18 protein-coding genes and 1 other RNA gene are annotated in these 24623 nt (G+C 74.5%); 13 read left to right on the top strand and 6 right to left on the bottom strand.

From position 1 onward, the window contains the following. Nucleotides 1-21: 21 nt before the first annotated feature. The 4 genes from recC to ssrA all read left to right on the top strand — a co-directional run bounded on the left by recC (nucleotide 22) and on the right by ssrA (nucleotide 8699). Nucleotides 22-3258 (top strand): exodeoxyribonuclease V subunit gamma, encoded by a 3237-nt coding sequence (gene recC / locus CRP29_RS01710; RefSeq protein ID WP_097193329.1) that lies wholly within the window; start codon nucleotides 22-24, stop codon nucleotides 3256-3258. Next, nucleotides 3255-6521: a UvrD-helicase domain-containing protein gene (locus CRP29_RS01705; RefSeq protein WP_176522788.1), complete on the top strand. Its 3267-nt coding sequence runs from the start codon at nucleotides 3255-3257 to the stop codon at nucleotides 6519-6521. The genes recC and CRP29_RS01705 overlap by 4 nt, the downstream gene beginning before the upstream one ends. Next, the gene (gene recD / locus CRP29_RS01700) at nucleotides 6518-8308 is read left to right on the top strand and encodes an exodeoxyribonuclease V subunit alpha (protein WP_176522787.1); all 1791 of its coding nucleotides are present in this window, start codon (nucleotides 6518-6520) and stop codon (nucleotides 8306-8308) included. Before CRP29_RS01705 ends, recD begins: the two co-directional genes overlap by 4 nt. A 15-nt stretch (nucleotides 8309-8323) precedes the next feature. Next, nucleotides 8324-8699, top strand: a transfer-messenger RNA (tmRNA) gene (gene ssrA, locus CRP29_RS01695). Between the two features lie 155 nt (nucleotides 8700-8854). Here the strand turns inward: ssrA and CRP29_RS01690 are convergent. Further along, nucleotides 8855-9496 (bottom strand): TetR/AcrR family transcriptional regulator, encoded by a 642-nt coding sequence (locus tag CRP29_RS01690; RefSeq protein WP_176522786.1) that lies wholly within the window; start codon nucleotides 9494-9496, stop codon nucleotides 8855-8857. Nucleotides 9497-9561: 65 nt separating this feature from the next. Beyond that, entirely contained in the window at nucleotides 9562-9771 is a 210-nt protein-coding gene (locus CRP29_RS01685; protein WP_217991419.1) for a hypothetical protein, read from the bottom strand. A 51-nt stretch (nucleotides 9772-9822) separates the two neighbouring features. On the opposite strand from CRP29_RS01685, the gene CRP29_RS01680 reads away from it, so the two are divergent. The 6 genes from CRP29_RS01680 (at nucleotide 9823) to CRP29_RS01655 (ending at nucleotide 15440) form a co-directional block, all read left to right on the top strand. Further along, nucleotides 9823-10134 (top strand): 2Fe-2S iron-sulfur cluster-binding protein, encoded by a 312-nt coding sequence (locus CRP29_RS01680; RefSeq protein ID WP_097193325.1) that lies wholly within the window; start codon nucleotides 9823-9825, stop codon nucleotides 10132-10134. Nucleotides 10135-10250: 116 nt separating this feature from the next. Beyond that, entirely contained in the window at nucleotides 10251-11600 is a 1350-nt protein-coding gene (locus CRP29_RS01675) for a cytochrome P450 (RefSeq protein ID WP_217991418.1), read from the top strand. A gap of 10 nt (nucleotides 11601-11610) precedes the next feature. Further along, entirely contained in the window at nucleotides 11611-12852 is a 1242-nt protein-coding gene (locus tag CRP29_RS01670) for an NAD(P)/FAD-dependent oxidoreductase (RefSeq protein WP_097193323.1), read from the top strand. Between the two features lie 119 nt (nucleotides 12853-12971). Then, on the top strand, nucleotides 12972-14585 hold the full coding sequence (locus tag CRP29_RS01665; protein ID WP_097193322.1) for a sodium-dependent transporter: 1614 nt from the start codon (nucleotides 12972-12974) through the stop codon (nucleotides 14583-14585). Then, nucleotides 14582-14713: a methionine/alanine import family NSS transporter small subunit gene (locus tag CRP29_RS01660; protein WP_097193321.1), complete on the top strand. Its 132-nt coding sequence runs from the start codon at nucleotides 14582-14584 to the stop codon at nucleotides 14711-14713. Before CRP29_RS01665 ends, CRP29_RS01660 begins: the two co-directional genes overlap by 4 nt. 61 nt (nucleotides 14714-14774) lie before the next feature. Next, nucleotides 14775-15440 (top strand): NADPH-dependent F420 reductase, encoded by a 666-nt coding sequence (locus CRP29_RS01655; protein WP_097193320.1) that lies wholly within the window; start codon nucleotides 14775-14777, stop codon nucleotides 15438-15440. Here the strand turns inward: CRP29_RS01655 and CRP29_RS01650 are convergent. Together CRP29_RS01650 and CRP29_RS01645 are read right to left on the bottom strand one after the other, a co-directional pair. Next, a complete protein-coding gene (locus tag CRP29_RS01650) occupies nucleotides 15425-16225 on the bottom strand; it encodes an LLM class flavin-dependent oxidoreductase (protein WP_097193319.1) in 801 nt (266 codons plus the stop codon). The two genes, CRP29_RS01655 and CRP29_RS01650, sit on opposite strands and share 16 nt — an antisense overlap. Nucleotides 16226-16284: 59 nt before the next feature. Further along, the gene (locus CRP29_RS01645) at nucleotides 16285-18048 is read right to left on the bottom strand and encodes a DUF2207 domain-containing protein (protein WP_097193318.1); all 1764 of its coding nucleotides are present in this window, start codon (nucleotides 18046-18048) and stop codon (nucleotides 16285-16287) included. A 123-nt stretch (nucleotides 18049-18171) separates the two neighbouring features. On the opposite strand from CRP29_RS01645, the gene CRP29_RS01640 reads away from it, so the two are divergent. Next, nucleotides 18172-19056, top strand: a complete 885-nt coding sequence (locus tag CRP29_RS01640) for an alpha/beta hydrolase fold domain-containing protein (protein WP_097193317.1) — start codon at nucleotides 18172-18174, stop codon at nucleotides 19054-19056. 153 nt (nucleotides 19057-19209) lie between these two features. After that, nucleotides 19210-20736, top strand: coding sequence for an adenylate/guanylate cyclase domain-containing protein (locus tag CRP29_RS01635; protein WP_097193316.1), 1527 nt, complete (start codon nucleotides 19210-19212; stop codon nucleotides 20734-20736). A 6-nt stretch (nucleotides 20737-20742) separates the two neighbouring features. On the opposite strand, the gene CRP29_RS01630 is transcribed toward CRP29_RS01635, so the two are convergent. Both CRP29_RS01630 and CRP29_RS01625 read right to left on the bottom strand, forming a co-directional pair. Further along, nucleotides 20743-21819, bottom strand: a complete 1077-nt coding sequence (locus CRP29_RS01630; RefSeq protein ID WP_176522785.1) for a potassium channel family protein — start codon at nucleotides 21817-21819, stop codon at nucleotides 20743-20745. A 98-nt stretch (nucleotides 21820-21917) separates the two neighbouring features. Then, nucleotides 21918-23657 (bottom strand): class I adenylate-forming enzyme family protein, encoded by a 1740-nt coding sequence (locus CRP29_RS01625; RefSeq protein ID WP_097193315.1) that lies wholly within the window; start codon nucleotides 23655-23657, stop codon nucleotides 21918-21920. Nucleotides 23658-23766: 109 nt separating this feature from the next. Here CRP29_RS01625 and CRP29_RS01620 point away from each other — a divergent pair, with 109 nt between their 5' ends. After that, nucleotides 23767-24621: a patatin-like phospholipase family protein gene (locus tag CRP29_RS01620; protein ID WP_097193314.1), complete on the top strand. Its 855-nt coding sequence runs from the start codon at nucleotides 23767-23769 to the stop codon at nucleotides 24619-24621. Nucleotides 24622-24623: the final 2 nt, after the last annotated feature.

The following is a 24623-nucleotide window of genomic DNA, read 5'->3' as shown; positions in this document are numbered from 1 at the left end:
GCCGTCCGGTAGACAGGCGGGGTGCTGCACGTCCACCGAGCCGAACGGACCGCGCGCCTGGCCGACGGCCTGGCGCGCCTGCTCGCGACGCCGCTGGCCGATCCGTTCGCCGCCGAGGTCGTCGCCGTCCCCGCGAAGGGCGTCGAGCGCTGGCTGGCGCAGCGGCTGTCGACGGCGCTGGGCGCCACGGAGGCCGGCGACGGCATCTGCTCGGGCGTCGTCTTCCCGTCCGCCGGCCGGCTGGTCGACGAGGCGCTGGCCGCCGCCCGGGGCGCCGATCCGCGGGACGACCCGTGGGCGAACCCGGTCTGGCCGCTGCTCGAGGTGATCGACGGCTGCGCGGGCGAGCCGTGGTGCGCGGTGCTGGGGCGGCACCTGGGCGCCCGCGCCGACGACCACCGCCGCGGCCGGCGGTGGGCGGCCGCCGCCCGGCTGGCCGGGCTGTTCCGCTCCTACGGCGCGCACCGACCGCAGATGCTGCGCGACTGGGCCGAGGGGAGGGACACCGACGGGCACGAGGCCCTGCCGGCGGACCTCGTCTGGCAGGCCGAGCTGTGGCGGCGGCTGCGCGAGCGGCTCGGCCCCAGCCCCGCCGAGCGGCTCGAGGCCGACTGCGCGACGCTGCGCGCCGACCCGTCGCTGTCGGCGCTGCCCGAGCGGGTCAGCGTGTTCGGCCCCACCCGGCTGCACGCCGACGCCCTGGCGGTCCTCGACGCGCTCGCCGCGCACCGCGACGTCCACCTGTGGCTGCCGCATCCGAGCCCGGTGCTCTGGGAGCGGCTGACCGGTCGCACCGCGGGCCGCCGCCGCGACGACGCCACGGCCACGCTGCCCCGGCACCCCCTGCTGCGCAGCCTCGCGCGCGACGTCCGCGAGCTGCAGCTCCGGCTGCCCGGGCACGCGGACGAGCACCACGGGGACGACGCCCGGCCCGCGACGCTGCTGGGGCGGCTGCAGGCCGATCTTCGCGACGACGCAGCGCCCGAGGAGGCACTGCTCGGCGACGCCGCGCTGGACGACAGCGTGCAGGTGCACGCCTGCCACGGGCCGGCCCGCCAGGTCGAGGTGCTGCGCGAGCTGCTGCTCCGGCTGTTCGAGGACGACAAGACCCTCGAGCCCCGCGACGTGCTGGTCATGTGCCCCGACGTCGAGACGTTCGCCCCGCTGATCTCGGCGGCCTTCGGTCTGGGCCCGGGCCTGCCGCACCCCGGGGGCGCGCTGCGCGTCCGGCTCGCCGACCGGAGCCTGCGGCGGACCAACCCGCTGCTCGACACGGTGGCCGCGCTGCTCGACCTGGCGCAGAGCCGGGTCACCGCCAGCCAGGTGCTGGACCTGGCCGCGACCCCGGGCGTACGGCGCCGGTTCGGGTTCACCGACGAGGAGCTGGAGCGGGTCCGCGACTGGGTTGCGCGCTCCGGCGTCCGCTGGGGCATCGACGCGACGACTCGCGAGCCCTACAAGCTCGGCAACCTCCCGCAGAACACCTGGCAGGCCGGGCTCGACCGGGTGCTGCTCGGCGTCACCACCTCCGAGGACGAGCCGGTCTGGCTGGACCGCGCCCTCCCGCTGGACGACGTCGACAGCAGCGACATCGACCTCGCCGGCCGGCTCGCCGAGCTGCTGGACCGGCTCGACGGCGTCCTCACCGCGCTCTCCGGGGAGCAGCCGGTGGGGCACTGGGTCGACACGCTGGCGGGTGCGCTCGAGCTGCTCACCGAGACCGAGCCGGATGACGCCTGGCAGCTGGCCCAGGCCCGCCGCGAGCTCGCCGAGGCGGCCGACGGCGGCGTCTCGCCGGTCCGGCTGCCCGACGTCCGCGCGATGCTCGCCGACCGGCTCCGCGGCCGGCCCACCCGGGCGAACTTCCGCACCGGCAACCTGACCGTCTGCACGCTGGTCCCGATGCGGTCGGTGCCGCACCGGGTCGTCGTCCTGCTCGGTCTCGACGACGGCGTCTTCCCGCGCACGGTGGGCATGGACGGCGACGACGTGCTGGCCCGCGACCCCCGCGTGGGCGAGCGGGACATCCGCAGCGAGGACCGCCAGCAGCTCCTCGACGCGGTCATGGCCGCCGGTGAGCGGCTGGTGGTGCTCTACACGGGGGCCGACCCGGTCAGCGGCGCGTCGCGGCCGCCCGCGGTGCCGCTGGGGGAGCTGCTCGACGTCCTCGACGTGATGGTGCCGGGCGCTCGCCCGGACCTGGTCACCCGGCATCCGCTGCAGCCCTACGACGCCCGCTCGTTCACCGGTGCCCCGCCGCCCAGCTTCGATCCGGTCGGCCTGGCCGGTGCGCGCCGTTCGGTGCAGCCCCGCCGCGCGCCTGCGGAGCGCCGGCCGCTCGGTCCGCGCACCGGACCGGTGGCCCTGGAGGACCTCGTCGCGTTCGTCGAGCACCCGGTCCGGGCCTTCCTCCGGCAGCGGCTGGGCATCACGCTGCCCGGCGAGGACGACGAGGTCGCCGACGCCGTGGCCGTCACGCTGGACCCGCTGCAGGAGTGGGCGGTCGGCGAGCGGCTGCTCGCCGCGGGCCTGCGCGGCACCGGCCAGGAGGACGCGCACCGGGCCGAGTGGTTGCGGGGCACGCTGCCGCCGCGTGCGCTGGGCGCGCAGGTGCTGCGGCGGGTCGGCACGCGGGTGGACGCCCTCGTCGCGGCCGGCCGGCCGCTCGTCGCCGCTCCGGCCCGCACGGTCGACGTCCGCCTCGACCTGGGCGGGCGCGAGCTGTCCGGCACCGTCAACGGCGTGCGGGACGGCGCCGTCGTCGCCGTCACCTACTCCAGCCTCGCGCCCAAGCACCGGGCGCGCGCCTGGGTGCTGGCCCTGGCGCTGGCGGCCACCGAGGGGGAGGGGCGGGCGATCACCGTCGGCCGGATGCGCGACCGGGCACGGACCTCGACGATCACCGCACCCGCCGAGCCGGCCGCGGTGCTGGCCGACCTGCTCGACCTCTACGACCGGGGCATGTGCGAGCCGCTGCCGCTCGCGGTGAAGACCTCGTGGGCCTACGCCGGGAGCCGGCTCGACGCGCAGGACGCCGACCGCGCGCTCGACGCCGCGCGCCGGGAGTGGAATCGCGACGGCGGTGGCGAGCGGGAGGACCGCTCGCACGCCTTCGTGTGGGGCGACCGGCCGGACTTCGAGGACCTCCTGGCCGCCGGGCCCGGGGACGGCGAGGCGTGGCCGGGCGAGATCACCCGGTTCGGTGCGCTTGCCTGCCGCTTCTGGACGCCGGTCCGCGCGGCGGAGCAGACCTCGTGAACGCCTTCGACGTCTGCGGCGCGCTGCCCACCGGCACCACCGTGCTCGAGGCCAGCGCCGGCACCGGCAAGACGTTCACCATCGCCGCGCTCACCGCGCGCTACGTCGCCGAGGGGGCGGCCGACCTCTCGCAGATCATGCTGGTCACCTTCGGCAACGCCGCCTCCCGCGAGCTGCGCGACCGGGTCCGCGAGCGGCTGGTCTCCGCCGAGCTCGGGCTGCGGGACCCGGCCGCGGCCCGCGCCGACCAGCGCGACTCCGTGCTGCGGCTGCTGGCCGACGTCTCCGACGACGAGGTGGCGCGGCGCCGCGAGCGGCTCGCGCGGGCGCTGGCCGGCTTCGACGAGGCCACCATCGCCACCACGCACTCGTTCTGCTCGCAGATGCTGGCCGGGCTCGGGATGACCGCGGACGCCGACCCCGCGGCCGCGTTCGTGGAGAACATCGACGACCTCGTGCGCGAGGTGGTCGACGACCTGTACCTGCGCGTCTTCGCCGACGCGGGCGAGCAGCCGTTCCTGTCCCACGCCGAACTGCTCGAGCTGGGTCTTCAGGCCGTGGGCAGCGACCGGCAGGCGGAGCTGTGGCCGCGGGCCGACGACGGGCTGCCCGGGCGCCGGCGCGGTGCCGCCGCGGCGGTGCGGGCCGAGGTGGAGCGGCGCAAGCGCCTGCTCGGGCTGGTCGACTACGACGACTGGCTGTCCCTGCTGCGCGACGCGCTGGCCGACCCCGCGTCGGGTCCGGTCGCCTGCGACCGGATCTCCTCGCGCTACCGGGTCGTCATGGTCGACGAGTTCCAGGACACCGACCCGGTGCAGTGGGAGATCCTCCGCCGGGCGTTCCACGAGCGCACCACCCTCGTGCTGATCGGCGACCCGAAGCAGGCGATCTACGCCTTCCGCGGGGGTGACGTCACCACCTACCTGGCGGCGGCCGCGGAGGCGACCACCGAGGCGACGCTGGGCACGAACTGGCGCAGCGACGCAGCGCTGCTCGACGCGCTGCAGCTCCTCTTCGGGGGCGCCGCGCTGGGCCACGAGCGGATCGTCGTGCGACCGGTCGGCGCCGCGCACCCCGAGCCGCGGCTCACCGGCGCGGGGGCGCCGCTGCGGCTCCGCCGCCTCGGGCGCACCGGGTACGGCCGCATGTACCGGGGGGTGCCGAGCGTGGCGCCGCTGCGGGAGGCCGTGGCGGTGGACGTCGCCGCGGACATCGTCGACCTGCTGACCGGCGGCGCGGAGTTCGAGGGCCGGCCGGTCGAGCCCGGCGACGTCGCGGTCCTGGTGCGCACGAACGCCCAGGGCACCCTGGTGCGCGAGACGCTGGCGCGGGCCGGCGTCCCGGCGGTCTTCGCCGGCGGCGGCAGCGTCTTCGCCACCCCGAGCGCGCAGTCGTGGCTGCGGCTGCTCGAAGCCATGGAGCAACCGCACCGGTCGGGCCGGGTGCGCTCGGCCGCGCTCTCGGTCTTCCTCGGTCGCGACGAGGCGACCCTCGACGAGTCCGGCGACGAGCTCGCCGACGTCCTCGGCCAGCGGCTGCGGCACTGGGCCGAGCTCGTGGCCGACCGCGGGGTGGCCGCCTTCCTCGAGGTGCTCACCGCCCAGGAGGGGCTGCCGGAGCGCGTGCTCGGGCTGCCCGACGGTGAGCGGGTGCTCACCGACCTGCGGCACATCGGGCAGGTGCTGCACGCCGCCGCGCAGCGCGAGTCGATGGGCCTGACCGCGCTCGTGGAGTGGCTGCGCCGGCGGATCGCACAGGCCGGCGACGAGCGCACCGACGAGCGCAGCCGACGGCTGGAGTCCGACGCCGCCGCCGTCCAGGTGATGACGGTGCACGTCAGCAAGGGGCTGGAGTTCCCGGTGGTCCACGTGCCGTTCGGCTGGGACCGCTGGATGCCCGACGACCCGAAGGTCCTGCGGCTGCACGACGACGACGGCGCGCGCGTCCTCGACGTCGGCGGGCCCGGGAGCACCGGGTACGCCGAGGCGTTCCGCCGGCACGCGCGCGAGGAGTCCGGCGAGGACCTCCGGCTGCTCTACGTGGCGCTCACCCGGGCCCGGTGCCAGGTGGTCGCGCACTGGGCGCCGAGCAGCAACACCGCCGCAGCACCCCTCAACCGGCTGCTCTTCGGTGCCACCGGCCCGGGCGCCGAGCCGGCCGCGCGCGTCCAGCCGCCTGCGGACGACGACGCCGAGGCGGCGCTCGCCGCGCTCGCGACCCGGTCGGCGGGCGCGATCGAGGTGGCCGAGGTGGGCCGTCGTCCGCTGCCGCGGTGGGAGCCGCCGAGCACCCCGGCGCCCGAGCTGTCGGTCAGCACGTTCACCCGCACCCTCGACGAGGAGTGGCGGCGCACGTCCTACAGCGCGCTCACCCGCGCGGCCCACGACGCCGCGCACGAGCAGCACCTCTCCAGCGAGCCCGACGCGCCGGGCAAGGACGACGAGCAGGACCGCGACGTCGCCGGAGCCGAGGAGGCCGCGAGCCCTCCGCCCGGCGCACTGCCCTCACCGCTGAGCGACCTCCCCGGCGGCGCGGCGTTCGGCACGCTCGTGCACGCCGTGCTGGAGGACCTCGACCCCGGCGCGCTGGACCAGCGGTGCGCCGACGAGGTCGCCCGCCAGCTCGTGCCCGGGGTGACCGCCGAGGCGCTCGCCGACGGGCTGCGGCCGGTCCTCGACACCCCGCTGGCCGACCTCGGCGTAACGCTGGCCGGGATACCCGAGGCCGACCGGCTGGCCGAGCTGGACTTCGAGCTGCCCCTGGCCGGCGGCGACGCCGCCGTCCCGCACGCCACGCTCGCCGACGTCGTCGACCTGCTCCGGCGCTACGACCTCGGCCCGCTCGACGGCTATCCCGACCTCATGGCGACGCTCGAGCCGCAGGCGCTGCGCGGCTTCCTCACCGGCAGCATCGACGCCGTCCTGCGGCTGCCCGGCCCGGTCTTCGCCGTCGTCGACTACAAGACCAACCGCCTCGGCGCAGAGCCGCTGACCACCTGGGACTACCGGCCCGCGGCGATGGCCGAGGAGATGGAGCGCACCCACTACGTGCTGCAGGCGCTGCTGTACTGCGTGGCGCTGCACCGCTACCTGCGTTGGCGGCTGCCCGGCTACGACCCCGGGCGGCACATCGGCCCGGTGCTCTACCTGTTCGTCCGGGGCATGGCCGGCCCCGCGACCCCCGCCGGCGCGGGTGTGTTCTCGTGGACGCCCCCTCCCGGCCTGGTCGCCGAGCTGTCCGACCTGCTGGCGGGCCGGCCGTGATCCCGGTGCGGGCCGAGGGCCTGCTGCGCGAGTTCGCGGACGCCGGTGTGCTGGCGCCCGCCGACGTGCACGTGGCGCTGCGGCTGGGCCGGCTCGGGAGCGAGCAGCGGGAGCCGGTGCTCCTGGCCGCGGCGCTGGCGGTGCGCGGCGTACGGGCCGGCTCGGTCTGCGTCGACCTGGCCACGGTCGCCGACTCGGTGGTGCCCGACGAGGACGCCCCGCCGGTCGAGCTCGCCTGGCCGGCGGAGTGGACGGCACTGGAGGACAGCCCCGTCGTCGCGGTGGGCGTCGACGCTCCCTGGCGTCCGCTGCGCCTGGTCGACGGCCTGCTCTACCTGGACCGCTACTGGCAGCAGGAGCAGCTGGTCCGGCGCGAGCTCGACGAGCGGGCGGCCCGGCCGGCGCCGGCGGTCGACCTCACCGGGCTGGACGTGCTGTTCGACGGCCCCGCACCCGACCTCCAGCGGCTGGCGACGGCGGTCGCCGCCGGCCGCTGGGTCAGCGTGATCACCGGTGGACCGGGCACGGGGAAGACCCACACCGTCGCCCGGCTGCTGAAGGTGCTCCTCGACCAGCCCGGCCCGCCGCCGCGCATCGCGCTCGCCGCCCCCACCGGCAAGGCGGCGGCCCGGCTGCAGGAGTCCGTGCTCGAGCAGGCCGCCGCCGTGGGGCTGCCGCTCGACCTCACCGCCTCGACGCTGCACCGGCTGCTCGGCTGGCGGCCGGACAGCCGCAGCCGGTTCCGGCACGACGCGGGCAACCACCTGCCCTACGACGTCGTCGTCGTGGACGAGTCCTCGATGGTCTCGCTGACGATGATGGCCCGGCTGCTGGAGGCCCTCCGCCCCACCGCCCGGCTCGTGCTGGTCGGGGATCCCGACCAGCTCACCCCGGTGGATGCCGGCGCCGTCCTCAGCGACCTGGTGCACCGGCCGGCGGCCGACGGTGCCGGCGCCGGGCTGCCCGACGACGCCCGCGACGCCGTCGACCTCGACGCCGACGAGCGCCGTCAGTTGCGCAACGGCGTCGTGCGGCTGCGCGTCTCGCAGCGGTACGGCCCGGGTATCGCCGGCCTCGCGGAGGCGGTGCGGAAGGGCGAGGCCGACCGGGTGCTGGAGCTGCTGGACACCGGTGCCGAGCTGACGCTCGAGCCCGACACCGCGGCGCTCGAGGAGCGCATCCGGGCCTCGGCCGCCGAGCTGCGCTCGGCGGCCGAGAGCGGGGACGCGGAGCGGTGCCTGGCGCTGCTCGGGCGGCACCGGCTGCTCTGCGCCCACCAGCGCGGACCGGCCGGCGTCGCGACGTGGAACGACCGGGTCGGCCGGCTGATCGGGGCGGTGCCGGGGGAGTGGCCGCCCGGAGCTCCGCTGCTGATCACGGCGAACGACTACGAGAACGAGCTGTGGAACGGCGACACCGGGGTCGTGGTCCGGACGGACGACGGCCTGCGGGCGGCGTTCCTCCGCGGCACCGGCCCGGACCTGGTGCCGCTCTCCCGGCTCTCCGCCGTCCACCCGGCGCACGCCCTCACCGTGCACCGCAGCCAGGGCAGCCAGTTCGAGGAGGTGGCGGTGCTGCTGCCGCCGGCCTCGTCGCCGCTGCTGACGCGCGAGCTGCTGTACACCGCGGTCACCCGCGCCAGCCGGAGCGTCCGGATCGTCGGCTCGGAGGAGTCGGTGCGAGCGGCGATCGGTCGGCAGGTGGTGCGCGCCAGCGGGCTGCGGCGGCGGATGGACCCGCCCGGGGGAGCGCAGGGAACACGGGGCGCGCGGAGTCCGTTAGCCTGAGTGCACAACTACACAGGGGGTGAACGGTCTCGACTTCGGTCGCGTGACCAGGGGAAGCGAGCCGAGGAAGGCAACGATGAGCTCGTTAACCATCCGTTGCAAAAAACACAAGCGCCGATTCCAATCAGCGCGACTTCGCTCTCGCTGCCTGATAGCAGCTAGGCGAGTCTGTCAGCCCGGGTTCGTCATCGACCCGGTTCCTGGCATCAGCTAGATGACTCACTGCGCGCGCCGGTCGCGGGTGCGCGTGGGACACCAAACAGTGACTGGGCCCGTCACGTCGACATGTCTGCATGATCGACGGGGCCGAGCAGAGGCAACGCAGACTGCGCTCGGAGAAGCCCTGGTGATTCGTCGAAGGACGCGGGTTCGATTCCCGCCACCTCCACCCCTGTTCCACCACGAAGGGCCCGGTCAGCTGACCGGGCCCTTCGTGCGTCTGTGCCCGAGCCTCTCGCTCTCGGCGGGCGAGGGGCCCATCGCGGCGCGACTGCTGCCCCTGGCTCGGACGACCCTCCGGCGCTCCCAGCAGCCGGCGGCGCGGTGTCAGCCGGGCTGCGCCGCCGCGGGCAGGGTGAGGCGCCAGATCTCGGTGACCTCGTCGAGCATCACGTCGCGGTCGATGCTGGTGTTCCCGAGCACGACCAGCCGGTAGGCGAGCTGGTCGAGCTGGATGATCAGCAGCTGCAGCCGCAGTCGGGCGCGGTCCCTGTCCCGCGCCGGGACGCGGTCCAGGTAGCCGGACATCTCGTCGGCGAAGCGGGCGAAGTTGCCCTGCACCTTCTGGGTGAGGTGCGGGTGCGCAGCCAGCGCCTCGCGCACCGGTCGCAGCAGGTGTGCGTGCTGCTCGTACCAGGTCAGCGTGTTGCGCAGCGAGGCGCGCAGGGCGGTTCGGTCGCCGCTGACGAGCGCGGCGTCGACCTCGCGCCAGTACTCCGGGGTCTCGGCCAGGTTCGCCCGCATGAGGGTGATCAGGGCGTCGGCCTTGTCGGTGAAGTGGAGGTAGAACGCGGCCCGGCTGACGTTCGCGGCCGCGGCGATGTTCCCCACCGTCGTCCCGGAGTAGCCGTCGCGCTGGAAGATCTCCTCGGCCGCGGACAGCAGCCGCTGGCGGGTCGCCTCCCTCAGCTCCTCCCGGACCGTCAGGTTCGGGGGAGTGCCGGGTCCGGTGCCCGAGCGCGCGTCCACGGCCCGACGATAGGTGGTGGTCGTCAGGGTCGGGCCGGTGCGCCTCGGCTCCTCCACGCCGTAGCTCAGGACGCCATGAAGAGGATCTGCTCCCGGGTGTACGTCCGCCCCGGGTGCGCCTCGCTCAGGTGCGCCTGGGCCTTCGCCACGAGGTCGTCCTCGTCCGCGCCCTCGATGACCTCACCGCACGGGCAGTTCAGGTACTTCTCCACGCCGTCCTCCTCCTCGTGCGGCCGCGCGGCGATCTCGCTGACGTGGCGCCATTGACTTGACACTGTGTCATTTGTAGCGTGCGCCACACCGGATGCACACCAGGAAGGCCGCGCATGAACGTCACTTTCACCCTGCAGGACCAGACCTCGCGCACTGTCGAGGCAGAGCCCGGCTGGAAGCTGATGGAGGTCGCCGTCGACAACGCGATCCCCGGCATCGACGGGGACTGCGGCGGTGAGGCGGCCTGCGCGACCTGCCACGTCTACGTCGCTCCCGAGTGGCGCGACGCGACGGGTGAGCGCACCGACCTGGAGCAGGCCATGCTCGCCAGCACCTTCGGGGTCCGCGAGAACAGCCGGCTGTCCTGCCAGATCGAGACGTCCGAGGAGCTCGACGGGCTGTCCGTCGAGGTCGTCGGCAGCTGACCCCGCGGGCCGGGACGCGAACGCCCGGCCGACAGCGAGGCAGCACGCACCGCGACCGCGCCGCCGCGAGCACACCGGTTCCGCCACGACCCCTCACCGACCTGGAAGGCAGACGGATGACCACTGCAATGCCACGAGCAGCCACGGACCTCTCCCCGGAGCAGGCCGAGGCCCGGGAGCGCATCTACGCGGCCCCCCTCGAGTCGCTCGATCCGGCCAAGACCGATCGCTTCCCGACCGGGGAGTGGCAGTGGGTCTTCGAGCGTCTGCGCGCCGAGGACCCGGTGCACCTCACGACGGAGGAGCACAGCGAGTTCGGCCGGTACTGGTCGCTGACCCGGTGGGCGGACATCCAGGCCGCGGACACCAACCACGAGCTCTTCTCCGCCGACGGGCTCATCACGCTGAACCGGCCGGAGCCGGTCGCGCGGACGACGTCGATCTTCGACGGCCGCGAGCTGACCGAGGAGGAGGTCCAGGAGCGCCAGAAGGCCGGGATCCGCTCCCTGCTGAGCATGGACCCGCCCGACCACGAGATCCACCGCGGCGCGGTGGCCGAGGGCGTCGCCCCGGCGAACCTGGCAGCCCTGGAGCCGCTCATCCGCGAGCGCGCGGGCGCGATCCTGGACGGCCTGCCCATCGGTGAGGAGTTCGACTGGGTCGACAAGGTCTCCATCGAGCTGACCGCGATGACCCTGGCGACGCTGTTCGACTACCCGCAGGAGAAGCGCCGTCAGCTGACCTACTGGTCGGACGTGATCACGACGCAGGCCGGCCCGGGGCAGCCCGCGGAGACGCAGGAGGAGCACGACCTCGCGATCCGCGACTTCTACATGACGATGGCGGAGCTGGTCGGCTCCCGGCGGAGCGAGGAGCCCCGCATCGACTTCATGTCGCTGATGGCGCACAGCCCGCACTCGGTGAACTTCTCCGAGGCCGAGCTGTTCGGTGACAGCGTGGTGCTGCTGGTGGGCGGCAACGACACCACCCGCAACACGATCACCGGGTCGGTCTACTTCCTCTCCCAGAACCCGGAGGAGAACGCGAAGCTGCGGGCCAACCCCAAGCTGATCCCCTCGATGGTGTCGGAGACGATCCGGTTCCAGACGCCGCTGACCCACATGACGCGCCGCACGACCCAGGACGTCGAGATCGGCGGGAAGGTCATCCCCGCGGGCGACCGCGTCGTCCTCTGGTACGTCTCGGGCAACCGGGACGACGCCAAGGTGCAGGACGCCGACTCCTACGTCATCGACCGCAAGAACCCGCGCCAGCACCTCTCCTTCGGCTTCGGGATCCACCGCTGCCTCGGCAACAAGCTCGCCGAGCTGCAGCTGCGGATCATCTGGGAGGAGATGCTGGTCCGCTTCCCCGAGATCACCGTCGTCGGGGAGCCGAAGCGCAGCCACGGGCACTTCGTCAAGGGATACGACTCGATGACCGTCGTCATCCCGCGGCGCAACTGAGCGGCCCGCTGTGACTCCGGCGTCCGTCGTCATCGTCGGCGCGGGCGCCGGAGGCGCCCAGGCCGCCGCCTCCCTCAGGCAGGGCGGGTTCGAGGGATCGATCTCGCTGGTCCACGGGGAGCCGGGCCTGCCCTACCAGCGCCCGCCCCTGTCGAAGGCGTACCTCCTGGGCCGGCTCGAGGCCCGCAAGCTGCTGCTCCGTCAGGAGCACTGGTACGCCAAGCAGCGCGTGGACCTCGTGCTCGACCGCGCGGTGGCCATCGACCGCGCCGGCCACCAGGTCCACCTGGCCGGTGGCTCGTCCCTGTCCTACGACCACCTGATCCTGGCGACCGGGTCGCGCAACCGGGAGCTGCCGGTCCCCGGGGCGCACCTCGACGGCGTCATCGGCATGCGGACCCGCGCGGACGCCGACGAGCTCGCCGGTCGGATCCGCGAGGGCGTCGAGGTGGTCGTCGCCGGCGCCGGGTTCATCGGTCTGGAGTTCGCCGCCGTCGCCGCGGCCCACGGCGCGGCGGTGCACGTCCTCGAGCTCGCCGACCGGCCGATGGCGCGCGCCGTCTCGGAGCCCACGGCGCAGTTCATCCGCAGGGCGCACGAGGAGTGGGGCGTGCGGTTCGACTTCGGCCAGGCCCTCACCGCCATCGACGGCGAGGGCCGGGTGACCGGCGTCGAGACCGGCGACGGACGGCGCCTGCCGGCCGACCTGGTCGTCTACGGCATCGGCGTGGTGCCCGACACCGTGCTGGCCGAGGAGGCGGGGCTGGCCATCGAGAACGGCATCCGCGTCGACGACCGGCTGCTCACCAGCGACCCGGACATCTCGGCCATCGGCGATGCGGCCAGCTTCCCCAGCGCGCACACCGGCGGGCGCGTCCGCCTCGAGTCGGTCCAGAACGCCGTCGACCAGGCCCGGCACGTGGCCGCACGGTTGATGGGCGCCTCGATCGGCTACGACGCGCTGCCGTGGTTCTGGTCGGACCAGGGGGACCTCAAGATCCAGATCGCGGGCCTGGCCGAGGTCACCGACAGCGCGGTGGAGGTGGCCGTGCCCGAGCCCCGGGCCACGTGCGTCCTGCGCTACCGCGGCGACCGGCTGGTGGCGGTCGAGACCGTCAACCGCCCGGGCGACCACGTCCTCGCACGCAGGATCCTCGCAGGGACCGGCGGCCCGTCGCCGGAGGAGGCATCGGCCCCCTCCTTCGACCTGACGCGCTGGCACGAGGCGTACGGGCTGGCTCCGACGGGCTGACGCCCGAGGCGTCGCGACCAGGCGGCCGGTGAGATCACCGGCCGCCTGGTCGTCCGCTCCGGCTGATCGCGCGGCCGCAGCGGCAGCCGAGTCGCCCGGTTCCTGCCATCCTCGATCGCATGAGCGGGTCGGTGGAACGGACGGCGGGTCAGACCGCGGAGCAGAAGCGCCGTGGCGCGTTCAGCTCCCGGCGGGTGTTCATCCTGGCGGCGATCGGCTCGGCGGTGGGGCTGGGCAACATCTGGCGGTTCCCCTACGTCGCCTACGAGAACGGCGGCGGCGCCTTCGTGGTGCCCTACCTCGTCGCGCTGCTCACCGCGGGCATCCCGTTCCTGCTGCTGGACTACGCGATCGGGCACCGCCACCGCGGCTCCGCGCCGCTGTCCTTCGCCCGCCTGCGCCGCGGCATCGAGGGCCTCGGCTGGTGGCAGGTCGGCATCTGCGCGGTCATCGCCGTCTACTACGCGGCGGTCATCGCCTGGGCGGTGCGCTACACGTTCTTCTCGCTCGACGAGGCGTGGGGCGAGGACCCCGAGGGCTTCTTCTTCGGCGAGTTCCTCCAGGCCGGCGACGTCGAGATCACCACCGACGTCGTGGCCGGCGTCCTCGTGCCGCTGCTCGTCGTCTGGCTGGCGGTGCTGGCGATCATGGCGCTCGGCGTCCAGCGCGGCATCGGCGCCACCTCGGTGGTCTTCATCCCCGTCCTGGTGCTCGCCTTCGCCGCCCTCGTCGTGCAGGCGCTGTTCCTCGACGGCGCGGGGGAGGGGCTCGACGCGCTGTTCACCCCGGACTGGTCGGCGCTGAGCTCGGCGTCGGTGTGGGCGGCCGCCTTCGGCCAGATCTTCTTCTCGCTGTCCATCGGCTTCGGCATCATGATCACGTACGCGTCCTACGTCGGCCGCCGCGAGGACATGATCGGCTCCGGCCTGGTCGTCGGGTTCTCCAACTCCGGATTCGAGCTGCTGGCCGGCATCGGGGTCTTCGCCGCGCTCGGGTTCATGGCGCAGACCGGGGGCGTGCCGGTCGACGAGGTCGCCAGCGACGGCATCGGGCTGGCCTTCATCGCCTTCCCGACGATCATCAGCGAAGCACCCGCCGGGGCACTGATCGGCGTGCTGTTCTTCGGGTCGCTGGTCATCGCCGGCATCACCTCGCTGGTCAGCGTGCTCGAGGTCGTGATCTCGGCGGTCCGCGACAAGCTCGACACCGGCCGGCTCACCGCCACCCTCGTGGTCACCGTGCCGGTCGCGGTGATCAGCCTGGTGCTGTTCAGCACCACCAGCGGCATCTACGTGCTCGACGTCGTCGACCACTTCGTCAACCAGTACGGCATCCTCGTCGTCGCGCTGGTGAGCATGCTGGTCGTCGCCTGGGTGCTGCGGTCCCTGACCGACCTGAGCGGGCACCTCAACGTGCACGGCCGCCCCCGCATCGGCGCCGGGTGGCGGGTGCTGGTCAGCCTCGTCGCCCCGGTCGGCCTCGCGCTGGTCCTCGGCTTCGCGCTGAAGGACGACCTCGAGGCCGCCTACGAGGGCTATCCCGACTGGCTGCTGCTGGTCTTCGGCTGGGGCCTGGTCGTCGTCCTGCCGGTCGTCGGCTTCCTCGTGGCCCGGCTGCCCTGGCGCGCCGGCACGCACCTGGACGGGCCACCACCGGGCTCCGACCCGGCCGCACCCCTGCACGCGCCGGCCGGCGGCCCGGCGGACGCCGGCTCCGAGGGAGGGACGCGATGAGCGCATCCGCGATCGTGATGATGCTGGTGGCGATGCTCGTCATCTGGGGCGGTCTGGGGCTGGCCGTCGTCAGCCTGATCCGGCACGGCGCCGTCGAGGAGCGCGCCGAGCACCGCCGGGACCTCTGACCGGCCCGGTCGCGCAGGCGGGACCGGGAATGACCTCCGCCACACCTGGCTTGGCACGGTCATGACGACTCTCGGGCTCATCGGCAGCGGACTCATCGGCAGCGGCATCGCACGACTGGCGGTCGCCGCCGGCTACGACGTGGTGCTCAGCAACAGCCGCGGCCCCGACACCCTCGCCGACCTCGTCGCCGAGCTCGGTCCGAAGGCGCGCGCGGCGACCCCTGCCGAGGCGGCCGCGGCGGGCGACCTCGTCGTCGTCACCGTGCCGCTCAAGGCCTACCGCGAGGTGCCGGTCGAGCCGCTGCGCGGCAAGGTCGTCATCGACACGAACAACTACTACCCGCAGCGCGACGGCCAGATCGCGGAACTCGACGACGAGTCGACGACGGTCAGCGAGCTGCTGCAGGCGCACCTGCCGGAGTCGCACGTGGTCAAGTGCTTCAACAACGTGCCCGCCGCGGGCATGGTGACGCTGGCCAAGCCCGCGGGCGACCCCGACCGGTCCGTGCTCGCGATCGCCGGCGACGACGCCGACGCGAAGAAGACGGTGACCGCCTTCCTCGACGCCATCGGCTACGACGCCTACGACGTGGGCCCGCTCGCCGAGGGCTGGCGCTACCAGCGCGACACCAAGGCCTACGGCGTCTTCTCCCAGCCCGGCCGTCCGGTCAAGGAGGACTGGCTGCGCAGGGGCCTCGACGCGGCCGTCCGCTACCGCGACATGTGAGCCGACGCGGGCGCCGGGGCGGCGGCCAGCTCGCCCAGCTGGTCCAGCCAGCCGGTGAGCAGTACCCAGGTCGCACCGGCGTCCGCGTACAGCGCCGGGTCGGTGCCCGCCGGCGCGGCCACGACGACGTCGGCCGGGGCATCCGCGCGCGCGGCCACCTCGGCCACCGCCTCGGGCGGGAGCACGTCCATCCCGCCGTCGGCGGTCATGGCGCCGAGCAGGACGCCGTCCCACCGCGCCGCCCGCCCCAGCGTGCGCTCGTTGCGGGTCATCGCCGACACCCACACCGGGATGCGCGGCTGCTGCAGCGGCGGGGGCAGAAACTGCACGTCGTCGAACGTGTAGTGCTCGCCGGAGTGGGTGAACCGCTCACCCGACCAGAGGCCCGACACGACCTCCAGCCCCTCGTCGAGCATGCCGGCGAGGAGGCGACGGTCCGCGCTGCGGCCGAGCGCCGTGTACTCCGACGGTGGCTCGCCGAGCCCGACCCCGAGGACCATCCGGCCGCCGGACAACCGGTCCAGCGTCACCGCCTGCCGGGCGACCTCCTGCGGCTGGTGGCGCGGCAGCGCCGTGACCGTCGTGCCCAGCCGGATCCGCTCGGTGCGCACCGCCAGCGCCCCGAGCACCACCCAGGCATCCGACATCGGCACCGCGAAGTCCGGCGTCCCGACGACGTGGTGCCAGAGGAAGACGCCGTCCCACCCGTTCGCCTCCGCTGCGACGCCGAGCTCCACCAGCGGAGCAGGCTCGGCCATGACCGGAACGCTCAGACCCACGCGCATGCCGGGACGGTAGCGCCGGCCGGTGACGATTCCGAGGCCATGCGATCCCGGGAGGCGGGCTACCAGGAACCCCCGCCACCGCCACCGGCGCCGCCACCCACGCTGCCGCTGCTCCCGCCGCCGGACGACGACGAGGACGACGGCGCCGTGCTCGCGCTGGAGCAGCTGGTGACGTACACCGGCCCGTAGGTCGCGTACTGCCAGTGCCGGTCGTCGTAGCGCCCCCGGCCGGGGGTCTTCACCGACTTCGCCAGCCTCGACCACCGCTCGGCCTCGCCCAGCGCGAGCGCCCAGGCGGTGTAGTCACCGAGGGTGCCCTCGGCGAGGGCGTCGTCGATCGCGGTCGGTGCGCACTCGGCCAGGTACCGGCGCAGCGACTCGACCCGCAGCCACGTCGACGAGCCCTGCGGCGTCAGCACCCGGAGCTCCCAGGCGCGCAGCGCCGCGGACACCCCGCCACCGGCGAGGGCGCCGCCCAGTGCGGCCAGCGCCAGGGGCAGGACGCTCTGCCGGGTGGCGAGCCAGCCGGCCAGGACGACGACCGCCAGCCCGACCACGGCCGCGGCTCCGCCGAGCCAGCGCACCCGCCGGGTCCGCCGCTCGGCGGCGTCGTCCCACAGCCCGGAGCCCTGCTGCCAGGTCGACAGCTCGGTCCCGACGGCGGTCCAGGCCGCGGCGAACTCCTTGTCGTAGCCGCCCAGCCGCAGCTGTCCCCGGCCGGCGAAGGCGAGGTCGAGCAGCCGGGACTCGGCGGGCTCGCCGTCCTGCAGCCGCACCAGGGTCATCGCCTTGCCGCCGTCCGGCGCGGGCTCCAGGTCGACGACGCCGCGGACGGCGAGGTCGACCAGCCAGGCCGCCTTGTGCCGCTCGGCCACCGAGCCGGACAGCAGCACGCCGCCCTGCGCCGGCGAGATGTCGCGGGGGATCGACGCCGACGGCATGGCGAACCCGCCCAGCTGCTCGAAGTCGATCCGGGCCTCGCCGTTCGAGGAGACGACGACGGTAGGCAGACCGGCGCTGGGCACGTGCTCCCGGCCGGCCCGCCGCACGACTCGGGAGACGAGCGCACCGATGACCAGCGCCAGGAGCCCGGCGATCGCGGCCGGGACCAGCGGGTCGATGCCCGGCTCCGCGGGCGCGGCGGTCGGCGGGGCCGGCGCGTCGGGCGCGGCGTCGAGGGCACGGCCCTCGGTGGCGTAGACCGTCACGCCCTGGCCGGCCTCCAGGGCGTCGACGCGGGCGACCAGGTGGCCCGGCGACGCCTGACGGAGCGCGCAGCCGTTGGTGGTGCCGCGGTCGCCGGCGGAGCAGGTGTCGGCGTCGAGCTCGACCGCGCCGACCACGTGCACCTCGACGTCGTCGATCGGCACCTCCCAGCCGGTGCCGACGGCGTCCCAGGCCAGCTGGCCGCCGCGCGTCACGCCGTCCAGGGTGTAGCTCAGCTCGTAGCGGTGCTGCCCGGTGATCGTGACGTCGGGGTCGCCGATGCGCAGCCGCACCGGGTTCTCCCCGGTGACGACGACGTCGTCCGGGGCGTCGGGCGACGAGACCTCGATCGGGTCGTCGGCGCGCAACCCGGGGACGTCGCGGTAGATGCCGCGCTTCTCCTCGACGCCGAAGTCGTAGTCGATGACCTCGACGATCCGGGCGCTGCCGTCCTCGGCGATCGTGGCGGTCACCCAGAGGCGCGCGATCCGCTCGCCGCCGGCGAGGGCCGCCACCGCGAAGGCCACCACGGCGACGACGACGGCGGCCAGCCCGATCAGCCAGGCGTCGATGCGGCGGCGCCGGCGGGCGGCCATGGAACGGGCGGACTGCGACACGGGCGTTCCTCCAGGTCAGGGCCCGAACCGGGAACCTGCTCCGGTGGGCCGCGCCACCCTAGCGGTGCAGCGCATAGGGTGCGCCGCGCACGCACGTCGAGCCCGCGAGAGGATCCCGACCCCATGCCCAGCCTGCAGATGCGCGCGATCTCGGTGGTCCTCCGCCTCACCCGCAAGCCGCGGACGGCGACCGTGGAGCGGGCGCAGCGGCGCATCGCCGCGCCCAAGGGATCGGCGGCGCCACCGAAAGCCCTGCTCCAGCGGCACGGCGTGCGCACCCGCACGGTGCAGGGCTTCCCGTGCACCACCGTGGCGCCCCGCGACGGCGGGACCGGCCGGGCGGTCGTCTACCTGCACGGCGGCTCGTACACCGGTGAGATCGCTCCGCAGCACTGGGCGCTGATCTCGAAGCTGGCCGACGCCGGCGTCCGGGTGGAGGTGCCGCTCTACGGCCTCGCGCCGCAGCACACCTACCGCGAGGCCTATCCCTTCGTCACCGAGGTGTACCGCGAGCTGCTGGCCGAGGTCGACGCGTCCGCGGTCACCGTGGCCGGCGACTCCGCCGGCGGGGGACTGGCCCTCGGCTTCGCCCAGACGCTGGCCGCCGCCGGGCTGCCGCAGCCGCGCAAGCTGGTGCTGCTCTCCCCCTGGCTGGACCTGACGCTGAGCCACCCCGACCTGCCCGCGCTCGAGCCCCGCGACCCGTGGCTGAACATCGACGGCACCGTCGAGGCCGGCAAGGTGTGGGCCGGCGGCGACGACCCGACCCAGCCGCGGCTCAGCCCGATCAACGGGCCGCTCGACGGGTTGGCGCCGATGGACGTCTACGTGGGCACGCGCGAGCTCTGCCTGCCCGACGTGCTGCTGCTCCAGGAGCGCGGGGCCGCGGCCGGCGCCGCCCTGGAGGTCACGGTCTGCCCGGGCGCCGTCCACGTCTACCCGCTGGTCCCCGCGCCCGAGGGGCGCGCGGCGGCCCGGCGCATCGTCGAGGAGATCGCCCGCGGCTGACCGGCGCGCTCGTCGGCGTGGTCGTCGTGCTGCAGGTACTCGCGCCGGTCCACGGGTCTCCTCGTCGTCTCCGGGTCCGGGACATCATGGCCGGGTGATCACGATCGGGGGAGACCCCGGAACCGCCGCACACCGGGTCTCGTTGCGCTGACCATGACCTCCGACGGTGGGAAGCGGCCGGTGACGGTCGCCCGGGACGGCGCCTGGGCGGAGTGGGCGCCCAGTGGCCGCACCGCCGTCCCCTTCATCGCGCTGCTGGTGATCGTCGCCAACCTGGTCGGGGTCGGCACCGTCGTCCTGCTGCTCATCGGGGTCGACGACGGCAGCGGCGGCAGCGGGCGCACCGAGGTGCTGTGGACCGCCGTCGCCTACCTCGTCGTCGCCCTGCCGGCCGGAGCGGTCGCGGGGCTGCGCCGTCAGCGGTCCACCAGCCGCTGGCTGATGCAGGGCCGAGCGCCCACCGGCGACGAGGCCGCCCAGGCGCTGCGGTTGCCCCTCGACGTCGCGCTCATCGCCGCGTCGATCTGGCTGGTCGCGGCGGTGCTGATGTCCGTAGTCGCGGCGGTCCTGCTGCCCGAGCCGCTGGTCGGGCTCCGCGTGGCGGTCGTGGTCACCCTGGGCGGCGTCGTGACCGCGGGTGTCACCTACCTGCTCACCGCCCGCGCCGCCCGCGCCGTCACCGCGCGCGCCCTGGCGGCCTACCCGCCGGTGGGCGCGCTGATCCTCGGCGTGCGGCCGCGACTGCTGCTCACCTGGGCGCTGACCAGCGGGGTGCCGATGCTCGGCGTCGTCCTGCTGTTCCTGGACCCGAGCAACCCCGACGGCCCGGGGCAGGGGGCTGTGGTGTTCCTCGTCGTCGTCGCGCTCCTGGTCGGGGCGCTGGCGACGCTGCTGACCGCGCGCGCGGTCGGGCAGCCGCTGCGCGACCTGCGCCGGGCGGTGCAGCAGGTCGGGCGGGGCGACTACGACGTCGACGTGCTGGTGGACGACGCCGGGGAGATCGGGCTGCTGCAGGAGGGCGTCAACACGATGGTCGCGGGCCTCGCCGAGCGCGAGCGGCTGCGCGACCTCTTCGGCCGGCACGTCGGGACGAGCGTGGCCCAGCAGGCGCTGCGCACCGGGGTGAGCCTCGGCGGCGAGGAGCGCACCGTCGCCGCGCTCTTCGTCGACATCGAGGGGTCGACGTCGCTGGTCCGCCGCACCGGGCCGGAGGAGATGGTCGGGCTGCTCAACCGGTTCTTCGCCGTCGTCGTCGACACGGTCGAGGACGAGGGCGGGCTGGTGAACAAGTTCGCGGGCGACGCCGCGCTGTGCGTGTTCGGCGCCCCCACCGAGCACCCGGACCCCGCGGGCGCGGCGCTGCGGTCGGCGCGGCGGATCTGCGACGCCGTCGCCGAGGCCGGCGAGGTGGACGTCGGCGTGGGCGTTGCGTGCGGGACGGTGTGGGCCGGTCAGGTCGGGGCGGCCAGCCGGCTGGAGTACACGGTCATCGGCGACCCGGTGAACGAGGCGGCCCGGCTGACCGAGCTGGCCAAGGACCGCCCCGGCCGCGTCGTGGCCAGTGAGGCGGCCGTGCGCGGAGCCGCGCCGGACGAGCGCGCGCACTGGCTCCGCGACGTCGAGGTCGAACTGCGCGGCCGCGGCGAGCCGACCGCCACCTGGGTGAGACGGATCGGCTGAGCGGCGCTACGCCTGGGCCGGGGACGGCTGGGTCGGCGGCCGGTTGGGCCTGCTCGGCTCGTGGGCCTTCACGACGACGAGGACGTCCTCGGGCTGCAGGGTGCCGATGAGCGGGTCGTCGAAGCGCAGCGTGCGCCCGCCGCGGGTGACCGACAGGACGATGTCACGCAGGGCGCGCGGACCCAGGCCGACCTCGCTGGCCTGCACGGTGCGCTGGTGCAGGTCCAGGCCCTGCCCGCCGGTGACCAGGTCCTCGACCACGGCCACCACGCGGGGTGAGTCGGTGGAGAGGCCGAGCAGCCGGCCGGAGGTGGCCGAGGTGGTGATGACGGTGTCGGCGCCGGACTGGCGGAGGAGGTTGGCGTTCTCCTCCTCCCGGACGCTCGTGGTGATGGGCACGCTCGGGTTCAGCTGCCGCACCGTCAGCGTGATCATGACCGCCGCGTCGTCGCGGTTGGCGGCGACGATGACCGCGCGGGCCCGCTCGACCGAGGCCCGTCGCAGCACCTCGGTGCGGCCGGCGTCGCCGACGATGCCGGTCAGGCCGACGGAGTTGGCCTCGTCGATGGCCCGCGGCTCCGGGTCGACGACGACGATCTTGTCCGCCGGCGTCCCGTTGGCGATGAGCGAGCGGATGGCGCTGCGGCCCTTGGTGCCGTAGCCGCACACGATGACGTGCTGGCGCACGCGGGACCTCCAGCGGTGGATGCGGAACTCCTCCCGCGAGCGCGCGGTGAGCGCCTCGAGGGTGGTCCCGATCAGGACGATCAGGAACATGATCCGCAGGGGCGTGATCAGCAGGATGTTGATGAGCCGGGCCTCGGGCGTGACCGGCGTGATGTCGCCGTAGCCGGTCGTGGAGAGCGTGACCGTCGCGTAGTAGGCGGCGTCCAGCAGCGAGAGCGGTCCGCCCTTGCTGTCCTCGTAGCCGTCCCTGTCGAGGTAGACGACGAAGATGACGACGACGAGCACGATCGCGGCGATCCACACCCGGCGCAGGACCTGGCGGACCGGCGAGACCTCCTCGTGGGCGATCCGGACCCCGGTGTGCTCGGTCTCGGTGCCCTCCCACTCGCTGCCCACGTCGCGGACAGTAGTGAGCCGGAGCCCCCCGCGCTCGCGAACCGCCCCGTTCGGGTCATCGGACTCGGACGGGGCGGCGTGCGTTCAGGCGGGGTCGGTCAGCCGCCGACCTTCTGCCGCTCCAGGGCGTCGAGCTCGCGCTTGAGCACCTTGCCGGCGGCGGAGACCGGGATGGCGTCGATGAAGACGACGTCGCGGAGCCGCTTGTAGTGCGTCACCTTGTCGTTCACCGCCGCCAGCACCGACTCGAGGGTGAGCGCGGCGCCCGCCGCATCGCCCTTGCGGACGACGTAGGCGACCGGTAGCTCACCGGCCTCCTCGTCGGGCCGGCCGACGACGGCGGCTCCGGCGACGCCGGGCACGCCGAAGAGGATCTCCTCCAGCTCGCGCGGGTAGACGTTGTAGCCCTTGAAGATCAGCATGTCCTTGGTGCGGTCGACGATCGCGAGGTAGCCGTCCTCGTCCAGGATGCCGACGTCGCCGGTGTGGAACCAGCCGTCGGCGTCGATCACCTCGGCGGTGGCCTCCGGGCGACCGGCGTAGCCGCGCATGACCTGCGGTCCGCGGATGCACACCTCGCCGCGCTCGCCCTGCGGCACGGGCTGGTTGTCCTCGAGCGACCGGATGCTGATCTCGGTGTCGAAGACGGGGACGCCGACGGTGCCGGGCTTGCGGGTGCCGGACAGGAACGAGGGGTTGCTCGTGGCCATCATGGTGACCTCGGTGAGCCCGTAGCCCTCGCCGATCTTGGCGTTGGGCAGCACCTGCTTCAGCCGCTCGATGAGGGAGACCGGCAGGGGAGCGGCGCCGCTGGAGACGCCGCGGACGCCGGACCAGTCGCCCTCGACGAAGGCGGGCACCTGCAGCAGCGCCACGAAGATCGGCGGCGCGCCGCCGATGGACGTGACGTCGTAGCGCGCCATGTCCTCGACGTACTTCGCCGGGTCGAAGCGGGCGTGGATGACGACGGTCGTCCCGCTCATGACCATGCCGTTGAGGTAGCCGACGGCGCCCATGGCGTGGAACCAGGGCGTCAGGTTGATGATCCGGCCCGTGCCCAGCTGCATCGGGTACTCGTCCGGGCCGCACACCTGGCGGAGGGTCACGTCGCCGTGCTCGTCCAGCTCGGGCACGGCGCCGTTGCTCCAGCAGCCCGACTGCAGCACGTTGGTGACCACGTTGCGGTGCAGGATCTCCACGCCCTTGCTGACGCCGGTCGTGCCACCGGTGTAGGCGAGGTGGGCCAGGTCGGCATCCACGTCGACCGAGGCGTCGAGGTGCCGGTCGGTGGGGTCGCCGCCGAGCAGGTCGGCGGCGTCGACGTCGCCCTCGGCCAGGTCGAGCCGCGCGGCGAAGTCCCGGGAGTGCGCCTCGCCGGTGACGACGACGGTCTGCACGGGGGACGCCGAGAGGGCGGGCCGCACCATCGGCAGCACCAGGTCCCAGGTGATCAGCACGGTGGCGCCGGCATCGGTGAGCTGCGCGGCGAGGTCGGCCGCGGGGAGCAGCGGGTTGGTGGGGGAGAAGGTCGCCCCCGACAGCATGATGCCGAAGTAGAGCGCCGGGTACTGCAGGCAGTTCGGGATGTGCAGGGCGACGACGTCGCCGCGGCCGATCCCGTGGTCGGCCAGCCACCCGGCGACGGCGTGCGCCCGGTCACCCAGCTCGGTGAACGTGATCTGCTCGTCGTGCTGGAGGAACGCGGGCCGGTCGCCCCACCGGCGCACGCCCGCCCGGAGGATCGACCCGACCGGCACCGCGGGGTAGTCCAGCGACCGCGGCAGGCCGGGTGGCCAGCTCCGGGTCGTCGTGTCGGGTGCCGGCTGCGTCGCTGTCATGCGCGTCCTTCCAGGTCAGTGCCTCGTGGGGCGGTGTTCCTCCGTCGGAACATCCCCGACAGGGTGGCCCACACCACACGGGCTGTCGAGGGTCTGTGACCATCAGTGGATGAGCGACCAGCGCACGGCCCTCGTCCTCGGCGGCGGCGGCATCACGGGCATCGCCTGGGAGATCGGCCTGCTGGCCGGGCTCGCCGAGGCGGGCGTGGACCTCACCTCCGCCGACCTGGTCGTCGGCACGTCCGCCGGGTCGGTGGTGGGCGCGCAGGTGACCGGCGGGGCCGAGCTCGAGGCGATGTTCGCCCGTCAGATCCAGCCTCCGGCCCAGGAGAAGGTGGCGCGGATGACGCGGGCCAACCTCGCCCGCTACGCCTGGGCGATGCTGGTCACCCGTGGCCGGGACGAGGAGTTCCGCCGCCGGGTCGGGCAGGTGGCGCTGGCCGCCGAGAAGGCCGGTCTGACGCCGACGGAGCAGGAGCGGCTCGACGTCATCGGCGCCCGGCTGGTCGGCAGCGAGTGGCCGGACCGGCAGCTCACCGTCACCGCCGTCGACGCGGCCACGGGCGAGTTCACCGCCTTCGACCGCTCGTCCGGGGTGCCCCTGCTCCAGGCGGTCGCGGCCAGCTGCGCCGTTCCCGGCGTCTACCCGCCGGTGACCATCGGCGGGAAGCGCTACATCGACGGCGGGATGCGCTCGACGGCCAACGCCGACCTCGCCCAGGGCCACGACCGGCTCGTGGTGCTCGCCCCGATCCCGCGCGGTGTCGGGCCGATCACCAGCGTCGACGCGCAGGTCACCTCGATGGTCTCGGCCCGCGTCGCCGTCGTCAGCCCGGACCAGGGCAGCAAGGCGGCGATCGGCCGCAACGTGCTCGACCCCGCGGCGCGCGCGGGCTCGGCACGGGCCGGGCGGGCGCAGGCGGCCGCGGTGGCCGAACGGGTCGCCGAGGCCTGGACCGGCTGAGG

It is taken from the genome of Blastococcus aggregatus (assembly GCF_900221005.1).
GTDB lineage: Bacteria > Actinomycetota > Actinomycetes > Mycobacteriales > Geodermatophilaceae > Blastococcus > Blastococcus aggregatus.
This window is presented reverse-complemented; position numbering and strand designations above follow the sequence as displayed.